The sequence below is a fragment of the Vibrio mexicanus genome (assembly GCF_001012815.1).
GTDB lineage: Bacteria > Pseudomonadota > Gammaproteobacteria > Enterobacterales > Vibrionaceae > Vibrio > Vibrio mexicanus.
In genome coordinates, this window is record NZ_JYJP01000027.1 from 110,949 (window position 1) to 127,814 (window position 16,866).

The following is a 16,866-nucleotide window of genomic DNA, read 5'->3' on the forward strand; positions in this document are numbered from 1 at the left end:
TCTTAACTGGGAAATTAACATGAGCACGAATCAAGACAAGATACAAAGTGTGCCAACTAATATCATAACGGGCTTTTTAGGGGCGGGGAAAACAACCGCGATTCTGAACTTATTGAAAAGCAAACCTGCTAACGAGCGCTGGGCTGTCTTGGTGAACGAATTTGGTGAAATTGGCATTGATGGTGCGTTGATTCATGGCGCATCGCTTGATAGTGAAAAAGTTGACGGTAAAGGTGGCTCTGATAAACAAGTCTTTATTAGTGAGGTTCCGGGCGGTTGTATGTGCTGTACGGCAGGCTTGCCAATGCAAATTGCTTTAAATCAGCTGCTTACTACCGCAAAACCGGACCGATTGCTTATTGAGCCTACAGGGTTAGGGCACCCGAAAGAAGTGTTGGAGACGTTGTCTTCGGAGTACTATCAAGAGGTGCTGTCGCTGCAAAAGACGGTAACGTTAGTTGATGCTCGGAAACTAGAGGATGAGCGCTACACTGAACACGAAACCTTTATTCAGCAAGTCGCGATTGCAGATGTCGTCGTCGGGAATAAGACCGATTTATACCAAAATGGCGACAAAGAGCGCTTGAGCGAATTTGTGCAAAAAGTGGGTCTAAGGGGTGTTGAGTTACTGTTTACCGAGCAAGGCATTATCGAACATCAAATCTTTGATGGTTTGACTCAGTCCAATGCGACGGAACCATCTTATGACCATGACCATGACCATGACCATGACCATGACCATGACCATGACCATGACCATGACCATGACCACGAGCATAGCCATGATCATCACCATTCAGATAAGCCGCTTGCATCAGAGCTTCCGTTACCGGAGAACGGCGTACTGAGCGCGACCAATCAAGGGGAAGGTTTCAAAAGTGTGGGGTGGCGATTCTCACCTGACAAAGTGTTTGGTCGTGCAGGCCTGATTAACTTGTTCACGCGTTTACGAGTTGAACGCTTGAAAGGTGTATTCATCACCGAGAGCGGAGTGTTTGGCTACAACCTAACACCCGATGGTTTGACAGAAGTCGAGCTCGATGACTGCATGGAGAGCCGGATTGAGCTGATAGCAGAGGAGATCAGCGAAGACCTTGAAGGTAGGTTGTTGAGCTGCCTAGAAAAATAGAAAATAGTGTGGTGTCGCAACCACACTCTTTTTGTAATTGGCTTCTTTGGTATTTACTTGGCCTATGCGACTTCGACGAACTTTTTATCCGCTAACGCCATTGCGTTATCTGCTGCACAGTAGGCACTTTCATTGATGAAATGTGGGTAAGTTTGTTCGCTGCCTTCCCAAAGAATGTCTTCGCCAGTAAATCGCTTGAGAAGCGGTTGCCCTGGCTGAACTGCTTCAAAATCCTTACCGCAGATATCTTGGTGTACAATAGCAGCTCTCATACCATCCGAGTCTAATGGCACTGTCACTTCTTCTGTATAGAAATAGCCTTCGTAACCCTTCAGTTCACCCAAAGCACCTTGATTATGAAGCTCAACATAGTCTAATAAGTGGGTGAGCATCGTCTTCATTAATTCTAGAGTCTCAAACTTCAATGAACTGTGCGCCTGTGCGCCCACTTCTATCATTACGCCATGTTGTCCAAGGGAGCAAAGATACGGTTGCTCTGCCCACTCTTTGCGGTCTTCAAATAGAATGTTCGCTTCCGGCATCTTCTCTTTTACGTATGCGCCCATTTTTGTATAGAAGGGATCGGTTGCGAGCAGGATTAAAGTCGCGCCCATGTTGCTGGTGGTATTGTGCAGGTCTATCACTAATTGGTTATCAACATCGGTGTACTTGCTCATCAACTCTTTAGCAACATTGACTTCATTTTGGTTAGAGTGTTCCAAAGCGCGGTTTTCTGGCGTGAACTGGCGATTCAAATCACAGTCGACGAAACGGACATTTTTTTCAATGGCGTTAGGGTTGGCTAAGATTGATTCAGTTTTGAAGCTCGAGCGATCGGCTTGATAAAGCCCATCTTTAATCAGTTTGTTGATATAAATTCCAGATAGCTCGTTGCCATGGGTTCCCGCAACCAGCAGCACTTGATCAAAGTTAATCATAGTGTCGAATTCCTTCCTTGCATTATTGAGTTTGAATGTTCACTTGGTTTCACTTTGTCACAAATTGAACATAAAAAATATGGAGTTGAGTGAACAATATCAAAGATAACATGAAGAATGAACCTGGGTATTATGTTATTACATAACAAAAATTTTCGCAGCAAATTCGTCCATGAAGCAATCTCAAAAAATCCTAGCTACCATTGCTGTTGCCGCCTTCTCTGGTGCACTTATATTATCCGTTATTGCTCCTTCAAACGAAGATCAGGTCTCTTTGGATCCCCAGCAATCTGATGCTGTTGTCGACTCCACCGCATTTAATTCTTTGGTTGAAGTAGAACAAACGGTGACTGTAACTGACGCTATTGAATCAATCGAAGCGGCCGTTGAACCTTCACCCATCCGAGTTCACTACTTTGTTAAAGTAGGCGATACCTTAAGTGGCGTTTTTTCATCGCTCGGTATTTCTTATCAAGACCTTCAGGAAATACTGATTGCCGACCAAGTGCCTTTGCAGCTTGATACGATAAAGCCGGGAGATCACTTAGAGTTTGTGTTGGAGCCAGAGACCAAACAGTTATCGCGCTTGGTGTTTAACATTAGCTTGGTTGAGCAAGCGGATTATGTTCGTGAAGAAGATGGCAAATTTGAATACACATTCCTAGAGCAAGAGGGTGAGTGGCGAGAGCGTCATTATTCAGGTGAAATTAGGGGCAACTTCTCACTTTCTGCTCATCAAGCTGGTTTGTCGTCGAACCATATTGGAAACATCGCTCGCATACTCCGTGACAAAATTGACTTCGCTCGCACCCTGCGCGCTGGCGATCGCTTTGATGTTTTAGTCCGAGAACAGTTTTTAGGCGACCACCCAACTGGAAATCGTGAGATTCAAGCTGTCTCCTTTGAATTGAGTAACGGCATAGTATCGGCATTTTTAGCGAGGACGGTCGATTCTATGATCGCGAAGGTAATAGTTTAGAACGGGCTTTTACTCGTTACCCGATTGACAAGCAGTATCGTCGAATCACATCGCCATTTAATCCTAGGCGTAAACACCCCGTAACTGGGCGAATTACGCCTCACAATGGCACCGACTTTGCCACGCCTGTGGGCGCTCCGGTTTACTCGACGGGTGATGGTCGAGTGGTAGGAGTGAGAAGCCACCCGTATGCGGGTAAGTACTTAGTGATTGAGCACAATAGCGTCTATACCACTCGCTACTTGCACTTAGATCGATTCTTGGTCAAGAAAGGAGATTACGTGAAACGTGGTCAAGAGATCGCCAAAGCGGGGGCAACAGGGCGCTTAACCGGTCCTCATTTACATTTTGAAGTGCTAGTGCGTAATCGGGCTGTGGATCCAATGAAGGCTGATTTGCCTTTAGCGACTTCGATTTCCGATGAAAACAGAGAAGCATTTCTCGCTCGAGTTGCTGAATTTGAAGGAGCAATAGCTTCGAGCAGAGATCATGCTGCTTTCGACCCTTCAAGGAGTTAGAGAATACAGTAATGCCTATTTTCTAGAGTAGGTATTTTAGAGGTAGCGGACGCTCATAATTAAAAGCCATGTTTAGTCGAAACTAAACATGGCTTTATTATTTGCGAAGGTTAACCATTCAATTGTGCTGCAAGCTCTCGTCCGTTGCCTCTCACGCCATCAATGATCGCGGCGAAGCTGTCAGAGAGGTTGAGGAGTCTAGAGTCTGGATGGTTTGCAATGAACGCTTGTTTCTTCTCTTGGCTCAAATCGTCCCAATCTTTATTGATCGCTTTGGCTAAGTGCAAGGTTGTCGCGACTTGTGGTGCGACTTCTGAATTTCGAGGATCATGGGCATTCGCAATGGCATCGACCATAGTCAGTGGGAACTTCCAGGCTTTAGCTAGCATGGCCCCTAATGATGGTGCTGAGGTATCAAGTAGCTCCTCTTGAACGGCGATAGGGTCTTCACCCATTTCGGTACGTTTGGCAATTTGCTGTGCTTGATCTGGTACTAGAGTGTGAATCATCAGCTCGCCAATGTTGTGCAGGAGCCCAGTGGTGAAGACTTCGTTGGCGTCCATGTTGTTTTGGTCGGCAATTTTACTCGCGATGACGGACACTTCAAAGGTATCCACCCAGTAGGTTTCCATATCGAGCGTGTCGACTTTAGGAAAGGCACTTGATAGAAACGACGCGACAACTAAGGTTTTCACCGCCCCCATCCCCACACGAATGATGGCATCGTTAACGGATGAAATACTCTTTTGACCACCAAAGTGGGCCGAGTTAGCCATGCGCAGCAAACGAGCACAGATTACTTGGTCGGACGATATTTTTTCCGCCAGCTCTCCAAAATCCACTTCATCTTGGTTAACTAGGTCGAGTAGTTCTTGAAGTACTTTTTGAATTCTAGGTAGTTCATTGAGACGAGAAATCAAAGCCTGTTGTGTCATCATCATTCCCCCATGGATAGTGTTAGATTTACTATAGGATATGAATCAGAATGTTTACAAATTACACAATAAGAGAAAGTTAACAGGCTTTGCTTTTTAGTTAGTTGTTTGTGGTCTGCTTGTTTGAATCGAGTTGATGCCACATAAGCGCACCGTTGGTCTCAAAATCGTTCTGTTCTTTGCAGATGAGATAGTGGTCGCCTATCTGGAGGATTGAGCCGATTGAGTAGGCTTGATCTTGGTAGTAACACACACGCTTACCGATGGATGAACCGTCAACCGCGACAATTGGCTTACTTGGCGTGGCGATAATCTTTGCGTGAGCCAGTGGCGCTAATGCCAGTAAGCAGAGAGTAATGATTTTGTTCATGTTGACGTCTCCAATATTTAAGGCCTGTAGCCCCTAGCTACCATGAGCAAGCCGAATCTTCGAATTTGCGCTGATAGCGAGGCAGCATACTTTCATTACCGAGTATGCCACCTTGATGAATATATAGAAGCTGTTTGTGTGGATTGTTTGCTCGCCATTCCAATAAGCAGCGCCACATTAAAGGATCGTAAAGAAGGTCAAATTCTATGTGAGTCTCTTCTTGTAGCTGCTTCCAAATCTCAAAGTCCTGTTTATATAGTTTAGCAAAGTGATGTTTGTGTTCAGGCTGTAAGATTGTCGGAAAATCTTCTTCTCCTAACTCTTCCCACTGTTTAACCAAGTACTCACTGCCACCTACACACGCGCACGTGATAACTTCAATACCAACAGGTTTCAGATGTTTATGGAGGTAAAGTGCGGTTGTTCCTGTTCCAGATGGCAAAGCACCGTAAGAGCAGGCTCAGATAGATGGCGAGACCAAGATATGATCTCCTTCGCCAGTTGCGCCACGCCTTGCTCTGCTCGCACCGAGCGACCACCTTCTTCCAACACTAAACAGTGTTTTAAGGTTCGAAATTGTTCAACATGCTCCGCTGGATGGACTGGGCCAGATTCCAGCTTTGAGGTTTCATGGACTGTCGCGCCAAGTTCGAGCGCACCACGATAGTTCCCCGTTGGCTTTTCTTTGAGCCACTGTGGAATGCGGTCAACAAAAAACTCAAGCTTCCAGCCTTTGATTGATGCTAAAGCTGCCATGGAATACAGCGAATTCGCTTGTACAGAACCGTAAGCAATCAGGTGTGTGATATCGCTATTAGAATACTCTAACCAAGCCATGAGTTTGCGAGCTTTATTGCCCGTGAAGTGGCTATGAAGTTGGTCATCACGTTTTAAAAAGAAGGGCTGGTTGTTGAAACTGTGCTGAGTAACGGGCGTGTCGGAAAGCTTCATGGGAGATATCGGATGGTAAAATGCGTATAGTACGCGATTTAACCGTGATTGCTATATCTTAGATCAAAGGTAATCAGGCACGAAAACGTTTAGCTATTATCGATCAACCGAGCAATGAAAATGATAGGAGTTTTTACTTGGTTGGCATAAAGAGAAAAGATTGGGAAGTAGATTAGATGCGATTATACAAAGTGATAGCGATGATTGGTGTAGCAGCAATAGTCACGTTGTTTGCAACCACTGTGAGCGTATTTTTGTTTGATAAGTCTTTCCAATACAGTCAGCCTTCATCAGAACTTGCTCAACCCCACGAACAAATAGCCCAAAGCACGCAGTTCGGGAAACGGCTTCTTGAGCTTCAATCTCAGATTGAATCTAATCCAAATAGTGTTAAGCAAGGTTTAACTGAACTAGACCGCAATATACGAGAGAGCTCGCCTGCTATTGAAAAGATTTATTTCCGTATAGTTGAGCGAGAGCTGGCTGTGCATCAGAAAGACCAGCAGGCAATAGACAAAGTCACAACGCAATTGCTCACCCTAGCGGATGAAAATGGTATCGATTGGGTAGAGCCGTACATACAAAGTGAAGACGCCTACGCTCGACTTAGGGCTGGAGAATATCTAGAAGGGATTGCACTCATTGAGCGTGCTATCTCGTCATTTGAGGCTTATGGTCGTCACTACTTGCTGCTAAAGGCGTATAACACTGCCGGCATTTTGTATAACGCCAACAATCAACTTAAACAATCTCAACTGCACTTTTACAAAGGGATCGAGTTAGGTAAAAGGTATCCGAGTTCGATCATTAATGGCCGATTAAACAACAATTTAGGCCTGCTATATGTGCACTTAGAACAGTGGGACAAAGCAATTACGTATTTAGAGAATGCGCGAAAAATCAATGAAACGTCGGGTAAGAGAGCAGATCTTTTAGCGGTGATTTGGCTCAATGAGTCTTTTGTTTACAATCGTCTGGGGGATTTGCAAAGCTCTCAATACGCCTTTGAGCAGGCACTGCCGATTGTTGAGCAAAGCGCATCCCCATTCATTAAAGTTATTAAATTCAAAGCAGAAGCACGGCTAAACCTGTTGCGCGCTGAGCTGGATAAAGCAGCGGCAGTGAGTCGGGAATGTGTTGAACTTGCGTTAACTCAGTCTTACCCAAAACAAAAAGGCATCTGTTACTTTATTTTGGCCAAGGCTCAACTGGCGAATGGAGATCTTGCCGATGCCGAGAATACAGCCAATCAGGCTCTCAGTCTTTTTAGTGAGATAAACCATACACGATGGCTGATTCGAGCCAATCTATTGATGGCCGAAGTCTATGAAAAGCAAGGTAGAGCTAAAGAAGCCTTAGAACTCTACAAGGAGTATCGAGAGCAGCAATGGCAACAGATGATCAATGAGGTCTATGCACTTGAGTTTGCCTTTGACACTCGTCAGCTAGAGCAAGAGCGAGATCTACTCAGTGCTCAGGGACAACTCAATATGTTGGAACTGAGTAAGGAAAAACTTCGATTTCGAATCGCTTTAATTTGGGGGCATTTGCTGTGTTTGCTTTCTTGGTTGTCCTTCGTTACTCGCATACAGTGAAGAGTAAGAACCGCGATTTGCAAAACTTATCTTTCACTGATCAGCTGACTGGAGTCAATAACCGCCGTTATTTCCAGCACCAAATGGAAGATGGTGACATATTGAATCGTAATGCAATGTATCGAGTAGTGTTAATCGATCTTGATTGGTTTAAGAAGATCAATGATCAATATGGACACGAGGTGGGAGACCAAGTTTTAGTCGAGACTGCGAGAAGAATACAGCACAGCGTCGGCGCAGAAGAGTTGTTCATTCGTTGGGGTGGGGAAGAGTTCCTTTGGATACTTAAAAGCGGCGCTGATGATGTTCAACGGCTAGGTGAAATACGCGCGCTTATCGCAACGAATATGTACGATACAAATAAAGGGGAGTTAGCGGTTACTGTTTCCATCGGAGCGAGTAATCCAGTTAATGTCGAATCTATTGCCGACAGTAGCACTTTTGTTGAAGCTGATGAGAGTTTGTATGCCGCTAAACGAGCGGGTCGAGATCAAGCGGTTCTGGCTTCAGAATCATAATCGAGCCTCAAACCATCCCTGAGCCCCTTTAAACTGCGAGCATAAAAAAAGCCCAGAACAAATGTGTTCTGGGCATACAAACATAGGAGTTAATAAGAAAAAGCAGCGTAAAATGTAGCGCAGTTAAGAAACAAGTTTGACGGCCTGTGAAACTCTCAATGCCCTGCTTTCTACACATATTCAGACCGGGCGTTTCTCAAACAGTTCCCAAAAAATTGAAAAAAAATTCGATTTTCTTCCAACCCTCATCAAATCAGTAAGTTACCTTCGACACTGGCCTTCTGGTCGGACCAAAAAGTAAAAATGTGATGTTAATTGCTTGTTAATCAATTGTGTCGAGAGTATATTTCAAACAGGTGTTTAATACGGGTGATTGAAATGGCAGTAGGCGTTAGTACTAAGGAAAAGATACTGGATGTAGCCGAGGTTCTTTTTTCAGAACAAGGGTTTAATGATACGTCGCTGAGAAATATCACTAGCAAAGCAGGCGTTAATCTAGCGTCGGTGAATTACCATTTTGGCGATAAAAAGACCTTGGTGCGAGCGGTGCTCGATCGTTACCTAGAAGCCTTCATGCCAGCTGTGCAAGATGCGTTGATCACTTTGAACTTGAATGAAAGCTATGAGATGGCGGACGTGTTCGAATCATTAAGAGGCCCGTTGCGCTCTCTTAATAGTGTGCGCCCTAATGGGACCAGTAAATTCATGCTGCTAATTGGCAGAGGCTATACCGATGTTCAAGGGCACTTGCGTTGGTTCATTACAACCCGCTATCAAGATGTACTGAATCTGTTTACTGAATCGGTAATGAAAGCGAATCCAAGCCTTACTCGTGAAACGCTGTTTTGGCGTTTGCACTTCACTCTGGGGACTTGTGTATTCACCATGGCTTCAAGCCAAGCTTTGGCAGAAATTGCGAGAACGATTTCAACCAAGATGTCGATGCCAAAGTGGTCGTTGACATGTTGATCCCTTATTTAGCGGCAGGCGTCGCGGCTGAATAAGGTCATTACATCCGCAAAATAGCGGAGTGATTACCAAAATTAAAATTATAAAAATGACTTGAAACAAGGCCAATAAAAAACCAAGGCCAATAGAACAAAAGGATCTGGTTATGAGCTCTCTACGAAGAAAATGGATCAGCGATCCCGCATTTACTTTCTTTAAAAAGGTACTGCCACCTCTCTCGGAAACCGAGAAAGAAGCAATGGAAGCTGGTAGCGTATGGTGGGATGGGGAGCTGTTTTCAGGTAAACCTGACTTCAATAAGCTCCATCAATATCCTAAACCTGCTCTGTCTTCTGACGAACAGTCATTCATGGATAACGAGCTAGAAACACTGCTTGAGATGTTGGATGACTATCAAATCGTGAAACACGATCGCGACCTTCCAAAAGAAGTCTGGGATTTCATGAGAAAAGAGCGCTTCTTCTCTCTGATCATCTCGAAAGAGTTTGGCGGCAGAGAGTTTTCTTCGTTGGCAAACTCGACAATCGTATCTCGCATTGCAACGCGCAGCATCAGTGCAGCGGTTACCGTGATGGTGCCAAACTCACTTGGCCCGGGTGAGCTGATTTCTCACTATGGTACGCAAGAGCAAAAAGACTACTGGCTACCGCGTCTTGCAGACGGCACCGATATTCCATGTTTTGCCCTGACAGGTCCAGAAGCGGGCTCTGATGCGGGCGGTATTCCAGACCAAGGTGTGGTTTGTTATGGCGAGCATGAAGGTGAAAAAGTTCTTGGCGTCAAAGTGAGCTGGAACAAGCGATACATTACCCTTGCGCCGGTCTCTACGGTTCTTGGCCTTGCATTCAAACTGAATGACCCAGAAGGTTTGCTGGGCGATAAGGAAGAGCTGGGCATCACGTGTGCTTGATTCCAACTTCTCATCCAGGTGTGGAAGTGGGTGAGCGTCACGACGCCATTGGCCTTGCATTTATGAATGGCCCAACTCGCGGTGAAGATGTCTTTATCCCAATCGATTGGTTGATTGGTGGTGCGGAGTATGCGGGTAAAGGTTGGCGTATGCTGGTGGAGTGTTTATCAGCAGGTCGCGGTATTTCACTGCCAGCGCTTGGTACAGCGATTGGTCACTTAACTTCTCGTACGACAGGTGCATACGCTTATGTTCGTAAACAGTTTGGTATGTCGATTGGTAAGTTTGAAGGCGTCGCGGAAGCTTTAGGCCGAATCGGTGGTTTAACGTACCTATTAGAAGCAACCCGCACATTGACCACTACCTCGCTAGACCTCAAAGAAAAACCAGGGATCGTTACTGCTATTGCCAAATATCACATGACAGAGATTGCGCGTACTATTCTCAACGACTCTATGGATATTCACTCTGGCCGCGCGATTCAGGCGGGTCCGATGAACTATTTAACGTCTGCTTACCTTGGTGTACCAGTGGCGATTACGGTAGAAGGCGCGAATATCCTAACTCGCAATCTTATGATCTTTGGTCAAGGTGCAACGCGTTGTCATCCATACGTACTGAAAGAGATGGAAGCAGCGGCTAACCCAGATGAAAAAGAGGGAGCGAAAGAGTTCGATAAGCTTCTGTTTGGTCATATTGGTCATGCAACGAAAAACACACTAGGTGCATTTGGCGCTGCACTAACAGGCTCACGTTTCATCTCTGCAAGTATGAGCGGGCCAACTCAGCCGTACTATAAAGACCTGACTCGATTGAGTCGCGCTCTGGCGGTAAGTGCAGACTTTGCTATGTTGTCACTAGGTGGTGAGCTAAAACGTAAAGAGATGATCTCGGCACGTTTAGGCGACGGTTTGAGTTTCTTGTACATGGCTTCAGCGGTATTGAAGAAATACGAAGATGAAGGTCGCCAGCAAGAAGACTTGAATTACGTTCACTACGCGATTCAACATTGTTTCCATCAAGCAGCGCAATCATTGCAAGAGGCGTATACCAACTTCCCTCAGAAATCAGTGGGCGTATTGCTTAAAGGGCTTATTTTCCCGTTGGGCAATCATTTCAAGAAACCAAGTGATGAGCTTGCGGTGAAGTTGGCTGAAAGCCTAATGACACCGGGTGCTCACCGAGATAGGTTGACTCACCTTTGCTACATCGGTGATGAGCCAAACGACAATGTAGGTCTAATGGAACGTGCATTCCTAGCGATGTACGATATCAAGCCAATTGAACGTAAACTGTTTAAAGCGGTGAAGGAAGGGAAGGTCGATCGTAAAGGACTGCTGGATGTGAGGCTAGAACAAGCACTGAAAGCAGACGTGCTGACTCAAGAAGAAGTGGATAAAGTAAAAAGTGCCGATGCACTGCGCTATCAAGCGATTCAAGTTGACCACTTTAGCCACGATTTCAGCGAAGTTCGTACCAATAAGGTTAATAAACCTAAACTAAACAGTGTGGCTTAATCGCTCACAGACACCAAAAGCGGCGCTCTCCAGCGTCGCTTTTTCGTTTTGGTGGGCTTGAATCGTACTAAGAGTGACGAAGTTCGGAGTTTGTCGATAACAAACCAAATTATTCTCATCATTTTGGGCTCAGTGCTCCAACCACTTGGTAAAATCGCGTGTTTTTGAAGAAATTAGATGCCATTTCCCTGCGAAACTTTTATCCTAGCGGGGATTTTTGAAGGAAGTTGAATATGATCATCAAACCTAGAATTCGCGGATTTATCTGTACTACAACACACCCTGTGGGCTGTGAAGCAAACGTAAAAGAACAAATCGCTTACACAAAAGCACAAGGCCCAATTAAGAATGCACCTAAGCGCGTTCTGGTTGTGGGTTCTTCAAGCGGCTACGGCCTATCGTCTCGCGTTGCTGCAGCATTCGGCGGCGGTGCGTCAACGATTGGTGTTTTCTTCGAAAAAGAAGGCACGGAAAGAAAGCCGGGCACGGCAGGATTTTACAACGCTGCTGCTTTTGACAAGCTGGCGCGTGAAGAAGGGCTTTACTCTAAAAGCCTAAACGGCGACGCTTTCTCAAACGAAGCGAAGCAAAAGACAATCGAATTGATCAAAGAAGATCTTGGTCAAATCGATATGGTGGTTTACTCACTGGCATCTCCAGTACGTAAACTTCCTGAAACAGGTGAACTGATCCGTTCATCTCTAAAGCCTATCGGCGAAACATACACATCAACGGCTGTTGACACAAACAAAGACGTGATCATTGAAGCAAGCGTAGAGCCTGCGACAGAAGAAGAGATCAAAGACACTGTAACTGTAATGGGCGGTGAAGATTGGGAACTTTGGATCAACGCACTTTCTGAAGCTGGTGTTCTAGCTGATGGTTGTAAAACAGTTGCTTACAGCTACATTGGCACTGAACTGACTTGGCCAATCTACTGGGATGGTGCACTAGGTAAAGCGAAAATGGACCTAGACCGCGCAGCAACAGCTTTGAACGAGAAGCTAGCAACAACTGGCGGGAGCGCAAACGTAGCGGTACTTAAGTCGGTTGTAACACAAGCAAGTTCTGCAATTCCAGTTATGCCTCTATACATCGCAATGGTGTTCAAGAAAATGCGTGAAGAAGGCGTACATGAAGGTTGTATGGAGCAAATCTACCGTATGTTCAGCCAGCGTCTTTACAAAGAAGATGGCAGCGCGCCAGAAGTGGATGAGAGCAACCGCCTACGTCTAGATGACTGGGAACTGCGTGAAGACATTCAGCAGCACTGTCGTGACCTATGGCCACAAATTACGTCTGAAAACCTGAAAGAACTGACTGACTACGTTGAGTACAAAGAAGAGTTCTTGAAGCTATTTGGTTTCGGTGTGGAAGGTGTTGACTACGAAGCAGACGTAAACCCTGCAGTTGAAGCAGATATCATCAATATCTAATTTAGATCGAACCAACGTTCAAAGCCAGTAGCATTGCTACTGGCTTTTTTATTGCCTAAGACTTCTATATCTGGAAAATTTAGTGCTTAAACTAGGTAAAAAAATGTTTTTCAATTGGCGATATTTACAAATTAACCTCAGTTAACTTTTCAAATATCTATATATTTGACGCTTCAAATAGTTTGTATGAGGCTATTTTTTTTCATTTCTTTAATCTTAAATATTATTCTCCAAACACGTCCAATCTTCCTTCCATTCTCTAGCTAAAATATTCCTTAATTTCATTTACTTATGTCTCATAATCACAGACAAAATCTAAATGGCGGTTAATGTTGTTTTATTTGAATCATTGCCAAACTTGAACGTAAGGTTTTGTTGCAAGCCAAAGTAGCTTGTGTCTTCATTAATTGTTCAAGGTGAATCATGAAACTTAAAAAATCAATTGTCGCAGTAGGCTCAGCTATTTTATTCGCAGCGGGCAGCGTGTCTGCAATGGAAGGTCAAACTACTAATCAAGTCGAGGCTGAATATGAACAGCGCGAAATCCAAGCAATGGGTATTCTTGAAGACGGCCGCTCGGTAAATGTAGGAGAAACGTTGCAGCTAAGAACGATGGTTCTATACACTAATGGTGATGCTGAGTTACTAACCGATGAAGTAGAGTGGTTCAATATCCATCCCGCCTCATGACCGTTGCGGATAACGGCGTCGTGTTTGGTGTTAAGCAAGGCACGGGGATGGTACGAGCGGAGAAAGATGGTCATCAAAGTGAGTATGCCACCATCATTATCGGCGAAGCACCTGATGCGATAGTTGACTCTGTATCAATTGATATTCAAGAAACAGAATTGTCTCCAGGTACGACAACAACCGTCGGTGCAACTGCAAAGTTTGATGACGGTTCTAGCCGGGATGTTACCGAAAGCGTGACTTGGCATCTCAATAATGCAAGTGCGACTGGTGTAATAAAAATTGAAGGTGAAGTACTTACAGCGCTTAAGGCTGGCGAAGTACACGTAAGAGCATCACTTGATGGTGTAACCAGTAATAACGTGAGTGTTGTCGTTGATAATGTTCACTACGTGGAAGTTGCAGCGGCACCATATACTTTTACAACACCAGCTAGTCACAATGTAGGAGATGTCATTGAAATGACAGTGACAGGTGTTGATCACGATGGAAAACACCATGAGCTTGCTGCAGGGCAGTATACGTTCGATATTGACAACCCAGCAGTTCTTAGAGAGAACGACGAGGGTAACTTAGAAGTTATTGGTGTAGGTGGTGCTTCTGCACGGGCAAAAGTAAACGACATCGCAGCGATGTTGCCATATGCTGTGAATGCAAAATAAAGCCACTTAGTTAACTTTACTCAGATAATTTTAATATTGGCAGAGGACGTGCAGATGGTAGTAGTTAATAGTGCTATCTGCATTTTTCATACATGGTTCAACTTAATCTTGCTCTAAGATCTAACTCCGGATGACGAAAAATATAGCGTTTAAACGAGAACAAAAAAACTGCCAATGATATGGCAGCTTTTTGGTTTTTCTTAGTCCTAACCTAAACAAGCTTTAGCTCAGAATGATTAAAATGGTGCCTGCTAGCGTCATTAAAATATTCGCAATGGCATAAGTACCTGCGTAGCCCAAAGCTGGAATGGTTGATTTGGCATACTCATTCACAATGTCCATTGCAGGCGCACAGGTTCTAGCGCCAATGATTGCACCGAATAGTAGTGCTCGGTTCATCTTAAGAATATACGCACCCACTAGGTAAGCCAATGCAACAGGAACGACACTGACGATCAGCGCCAATCCAAGTATCTGTGGGCCGACTTGAGTCAGGTGCTCAAACATCTTGCCGCCAGCACTTAAACCAATACCCACCATAAAGATCATTAGGCCAAGGTCTTTAACCATATTTAGCGCCCCTTGAGGCACATAGCCAAAGGTTGGATGGTTCGCTCTTAAAAATCCTAATGTGATACCGGAGAGCAATAGCCCCACCGCGTTACCTAGCCGAACGAAACTTGGCCAAACGTCATAGTGATTAAGCCAAACATCACGCCGAGAATAAAGAAGCTACAGAATGCGAGTAGATCAGCCATTTGGCTATGGATAGAGATGAAACCAATTTTTTCCGCAAGGCCATGCACACGGCTCTTTTCACCGCTCACCTGAAGAACGTCACCTTTGGCGATAACAATGTCTAAGTCCATCGGCATTTCAATCTGAGCACGCACAACGCGGTTAAGGAAACAGCCATACTCGGATAGGTTCAAGTCAGATAGTCGCTTACCCGCCATGCTGTCACTTTTTACTACGATTTCTTCTTCAACAATCCGTAAGTCGAGTAGGTTTCTATCGAAAACCTCTTTACCGTTTCTAAAGCTTGGATCGAGTCGGGCGTGACTATCTGGAAAGCCTACTAACGCAATTTCATCACCTTCTTGAAGAATCGCATCGCCGTCTGGGTGGGCCAAAATACCGTTGCGGCGGATACGCTCAATGTAACAGCCAGTTTGGCGATAGATACCCAGCTCACGAAGGTTCTTGCCATCGGTCCAATCAATAAGCTCTGGCCCGACACGGTAAGCACGAATGATAGGTAAGTAGACTTTACGCTGACCGGAACTTCCGAGGCCACGCTCCTGAGCAATTTGCTGAGCAGAATCAGATAGGTTTTGTTTTTGAAGCTTTGGCAGAAGCTTGGCAAACATAATCATGCTTACTAAGCCGACTAAATACGCCATCGCATAACCGACGGAGAGATTCTCTATCACGAGTGAGAAATCCATATTGCGTGGTATTTCAGCTAAACCAGAGCTCAGTGCATCTTGCGCGCCAACGAGCACAGGCGTTGCAGTGAGTGCGCCCGCCATCATACCTGCAGATAAGCCGTAATCGAGGCCGAAGAATTGGCTGAAGAAATGCGTGATCGCAATCGCGGTAACCAATACAACCAAGCTTAATATTAGATAGTGTTTTCCGTCTCTAAAGAAAATACCGAAGAAGTTCGGCCCAGCTTCGATACCCACGCAGTAGATAAACAGCATAAAGCCTATAGTGAGCGCTTCAGCATTAAACGAGAAACCCAAGTGGCCCATGACCAGTGAAGTTAATAACACACCGATGGAGTTACCTAGGACAAGGCTACCAAATCGAATCTTACCAAAGGCAAGACCGATCGCGAGGACTACAAAAATAAGTAGGATGGGGTTTTGTTCAAGCAAAAGTACAACGTCGATATTCACAGCGCGGCTCTATGGGTTATGCCAGCAAAAAGGTTATACCAAAAATTTAGTTGGTATACGGTAAGAGTGCGAATTGTAACTGAATCCATGAGAAAATTAAGTGAAATAATTTATTATTTTCCATTAGCTGACGTAAGGCATGAACTGTCAAAAGACATAAAAAAACCCGCTAATAATTAGCGGGTTAGTTAAATCGAATTCTGATTACTCAGCAAAAAGACCTAGGTGCTCTTTTGCGTAAGCTTCGAAGTCATCACAACCACCGATGTGCTCTTGATCAACGAAGATTTGAGGAACAGTTTCTACTGGCTTACCTACAGTTTTTTCTAGGTCAGCTTTGCTGATTCCTTCAGCGTGAATATCAACATAACGGTAGTTGAAGTCGTCACGTTGAGCTTTTAGTGTTTCTGCGTGCTCTTTAGCTCGTACACAGTATGGGCAAGCTGGGCGACCGAAGATAACTACGAACATAAATCTTTCTCCTTTATTTTGTTACCAGAAACTATGCACCAATTACGTCTGGAAATAAAGATGGAATTGCCTTTCGCTGCGATAGGAAAGACCTATTATTAGTTTAGTTGGCGGCGTTTCAAACAAATAGATTTAAACGAAGGCGGGGCACAACACAAAGTCACAATTTAATTGTGGTTTATGTTAGCAACTTGCACTTGGTCAAGTTTATTTTCAAACGCTACAGGCAAGCTATACCCAAGTGACTTCAAGATGCAGGATTCAGAGCGTGGCCACTGATTCAAGTTCAAGGCAAATGACGAAGCGGAATAACGAGTTCTTTCCAAGTCATTTAACGTAGAAGTTGACTCTGTGACACGCTCCCGAAGGGCGAG

10 protein-coding genes and 6 pseudogenes are annotated in these 16,866 nt (G+C 44.8%); 9 read left to right on the forward strand and 7 right to left on the reverse strand.

The window, feature by feature from the left end; all coding sequences use genetic code 11:
* Positions 1 to 19 precede the first annotated feature (19 nt).
* Positions 20 to 1,129 carry a CobW family GTP-binding protein gene (locus UA76_RS05495; protein WP_047043873.1) on the forward strand — a complete coding sequence of 370 codons (1,110 nt, stop codon included), beginning with the start codon at positions 20 to 22 and terminating at the stop codon, positions 1,127 to 1,129.
* Between the two features lie 62 nt (positions 1,130 to 1,191).
* Here UA76_RS05495 and UA76_RS05500 read toward each other — a convergent pair whose 3' ends face one another.
* Positions 1,192 to 2,067, reverse strand: coding sequence for an aspartoacylase (locus UA76_RS05500; protein WP_047043848.1), 876 nt, complete (start codon positions 2,065 to 2,067; stop codon positions 1,192 to 1,194).
* Between the two features lie 172 nt (positions 2,068 to 2,239).
* On the opposite strand from UA76_RS05500, the pseudogene UA76_RS05505 reads away from it, so the two are divergent.
* Positions 2,240 to 3,564, forward strand: a pseudogene (locus tag UA76_RS05505) (peptidoglycan DD-metalloendopeptidase family protein).
* 110 nt (positions 3,565 to 3,674) lie between these two features.
* Here the strand turns inward: UA76_RS05505 and UA76_RS05510 are convergent.
* The 3 genes and pseudogenes from UA76_RS05510 to UA76_RS05520 form a co-directional block, all read right to left on the reverse strand.
* Complete coding sequence (locus UA76_RS05510) at positions 3,675 to 4,499, reverse strand: HDOD domain-containing protein (protein WP_047043875.1); 825 nt, start codon at positions 4,497 to 4,499, stop codon at positions 3,675 to 3,677.
* 100 nt (positions 4,500 to 4,599) lie between these two features.
* Positions 4,600 to 4,869, reverse strand: a complete 270-nt coding sequence (locus tag UA76_RS05515; RefSeq protein WP_047043850.1) for a DUF1496 domain-containing protein — start codon at positions 4,867 to 4,869, stop codon at positions 4,600 to 4,602.
* A 37-nt stretch (positions 4,870 to 4,906) separates the two neighbouring features.
* Positions 4,907 to 5,820: pseudogene (locus UA76_RS05520) on the reverse strand (1-aminocyclopropane-1-carboxylate deaminase/D-cysteine desulfhydrase).
* A 176-nt stretch (positions 5,821 to 5,996) separates the two neighbouring features.
* On the opposite strand from UA76_RS05520, the gene UA76_RS05525 reads away from it, so the two are divergent.
* From UA76_RS05525 to UA76_RS05550, 7 genes and pseudogenes are all read left to right on the forward strand, one after another.
* Positions 5,997 to 7,415, forward strand: coding sequence for a tetratricopeptide repeat protein (locus UA76_RS05525; protein ID WP_052771958.1), 1,419 nt, complete (start codon positions 5,997 to 5,999; stop codon positions 7,413 to 7,415).
* A gap of 17 nt (positions 7,416 to 7,432) precedes the next feature.
* Positions 7,433 to 7,933 (forward strand): GGDEF domain-containing protein, encoded by a 501-nt coding sequence (locus tag UA76_RS23375; protein ID WP_052771959.1) that lies wholly within the window; start codon positions 7,433 to 7,435, stop codon positions 7,931 to 7,933.
* 378 nt (positions 7,934 to 8,311) lie between these two features.
* Positions 8,312 to 8,937, forward strand: a pseudogene (gene psrA, locus UA76_RS05530) (TetR family transcriptional repressor PsrA).
* A gap of 110 nt (positions 8,938 to 9,047) precedes the next feature.
* Positions 9,048 to 11,329 (forward strand): annotated as a pseudogene (locus tag UA76_RS05535) (acyl-CoA dehydrogenase).
* A 233-nt stretch (positions 11,330 to 11,562) separates the two neighbouring features.
* Positions 11,563 to 12,765 (forward strand): enoyl-ACP reductase FabV, encoded by a 1,203-nt coding sequence (gene fabV, locus UA76_RS05540; RefSeq protein WP_047043852.1) that lies wholly within the window; start codon positions 11,563 to 11,565, stop codon positions 12,763 to 12,765.
* Positions 12,766 to 13,188: 423 nt separating this feature from the next.
* Entirely contained in the window at positions 13,189 to 13,455 is a 267-nt protein-coding gene (locus tag UA76_RS05545; RefSeq protein ID WP_047043854.1) for a hypothetical protein, read from the forward strand.
* Positions 13,428 to 14,117: a hypothetical protein gene (locus UA76_RS05550; protein WP_157617574.1), complete on the forward strand. Its 690-nt coding sequence runs from the start codon at positions 13,428 to 13,430 to the stop codon at positions 14,115 to 14,117. The genes UA76_RS05545 and UA76_RS05550 overlap by 28 nt, the downstream gene beginning before the upstream one ends.
* A gap of 222 nt (positions 14,118 to 14,339) precedes the next feature.
* Here the strand turns inward: UA76_RS05550 and UA76_RS05555 are convergent.
* The 3 genes and pseudogenes from UA76_RS05555 to UA76_RS24455 all read right to left on the reverse strand — a co-directional run.
* Positions 14,340 to 16,021, reverse strand: a pseudogene (locus tag UA76_RS05555) (aspartate:alanine antiporter).
* Between the two features lie 204 nt (positions 16,022 to 16,225).
* Positions 16,226 to 16,492, reverse strand: a complete 267-nt coding sequence (locus UA76_RS05560) for a GrxA family glutaredoxin (RefSeq protein ID WP_047043858.1) — start codon at positions 16,490 to 16,492, stop codon at positions 16,226 to 16,228.
* 167 nt (positions 16,493 to 16,659) lie between these two features.
* A pseudogene (locus UA76_RS24455) lies at positions 16,660 to 16,866 on the reverse strand (hypothetical protein); the annotation flags it as partial.

Bases quoted from the DNA above. Each gene is read 5' to 3' on its own strand.
- UA76_RS05545 (WP_047043854.1), top strand. From the start codon at position 13,189: ATGAAACTTAAAAAATCAATTGTCGCAGTAGGCTCAGCTATTTTATTC.
- UA76_RS05515 (WP_047043850.1), bottom strand. From the start codon at position 4,869: ATGAACAAAATCATTACTCTCTGCTTACTGGCATTAGCGCCACTGGCT.
- UA76_RS05495 (WP_047043873.1), top strand. From the start codon at position 20: ATGAGCACGAATCAAGACAAGATACAAAGTGTGCCAACTAATATCATA.
- UA76_RS05510 (WP_047043875.1), bottom strand. From the start codon at position 4,499: ATGACACAACAGGCTTTGATTTCTCGTCTCAATGAACTACCTAGAATT.
- UA76_RS05560 (WP_047043858.1), bottom strand. From the start codon at position 16,492: ATGTTCGTAGTTATCTTCGGTCGCCCAGCTTGCCCATACTGTGTACGA.
- UA76_RS05525 (WP_052771958.1), top strand. From the start codon at position 5,997: ATGCGATTATACAAAGTGATAGCGATGATTGGTGTAGCAGCAATAGTC.
- fabV (WP_047043852.1), top strand. From the start codon at position 11,563: ATGATCATCAAACCTAGAATTCGCGGATTTATCTGTACTACAACACAC.
- UA76_RS05500 (WP_047043848.1), bottom strand. From the start codon at position 2,067: ATGATTAACTTTGATCAAGTGCTGCTGGTTGCGGGAACCCATGGCAAC.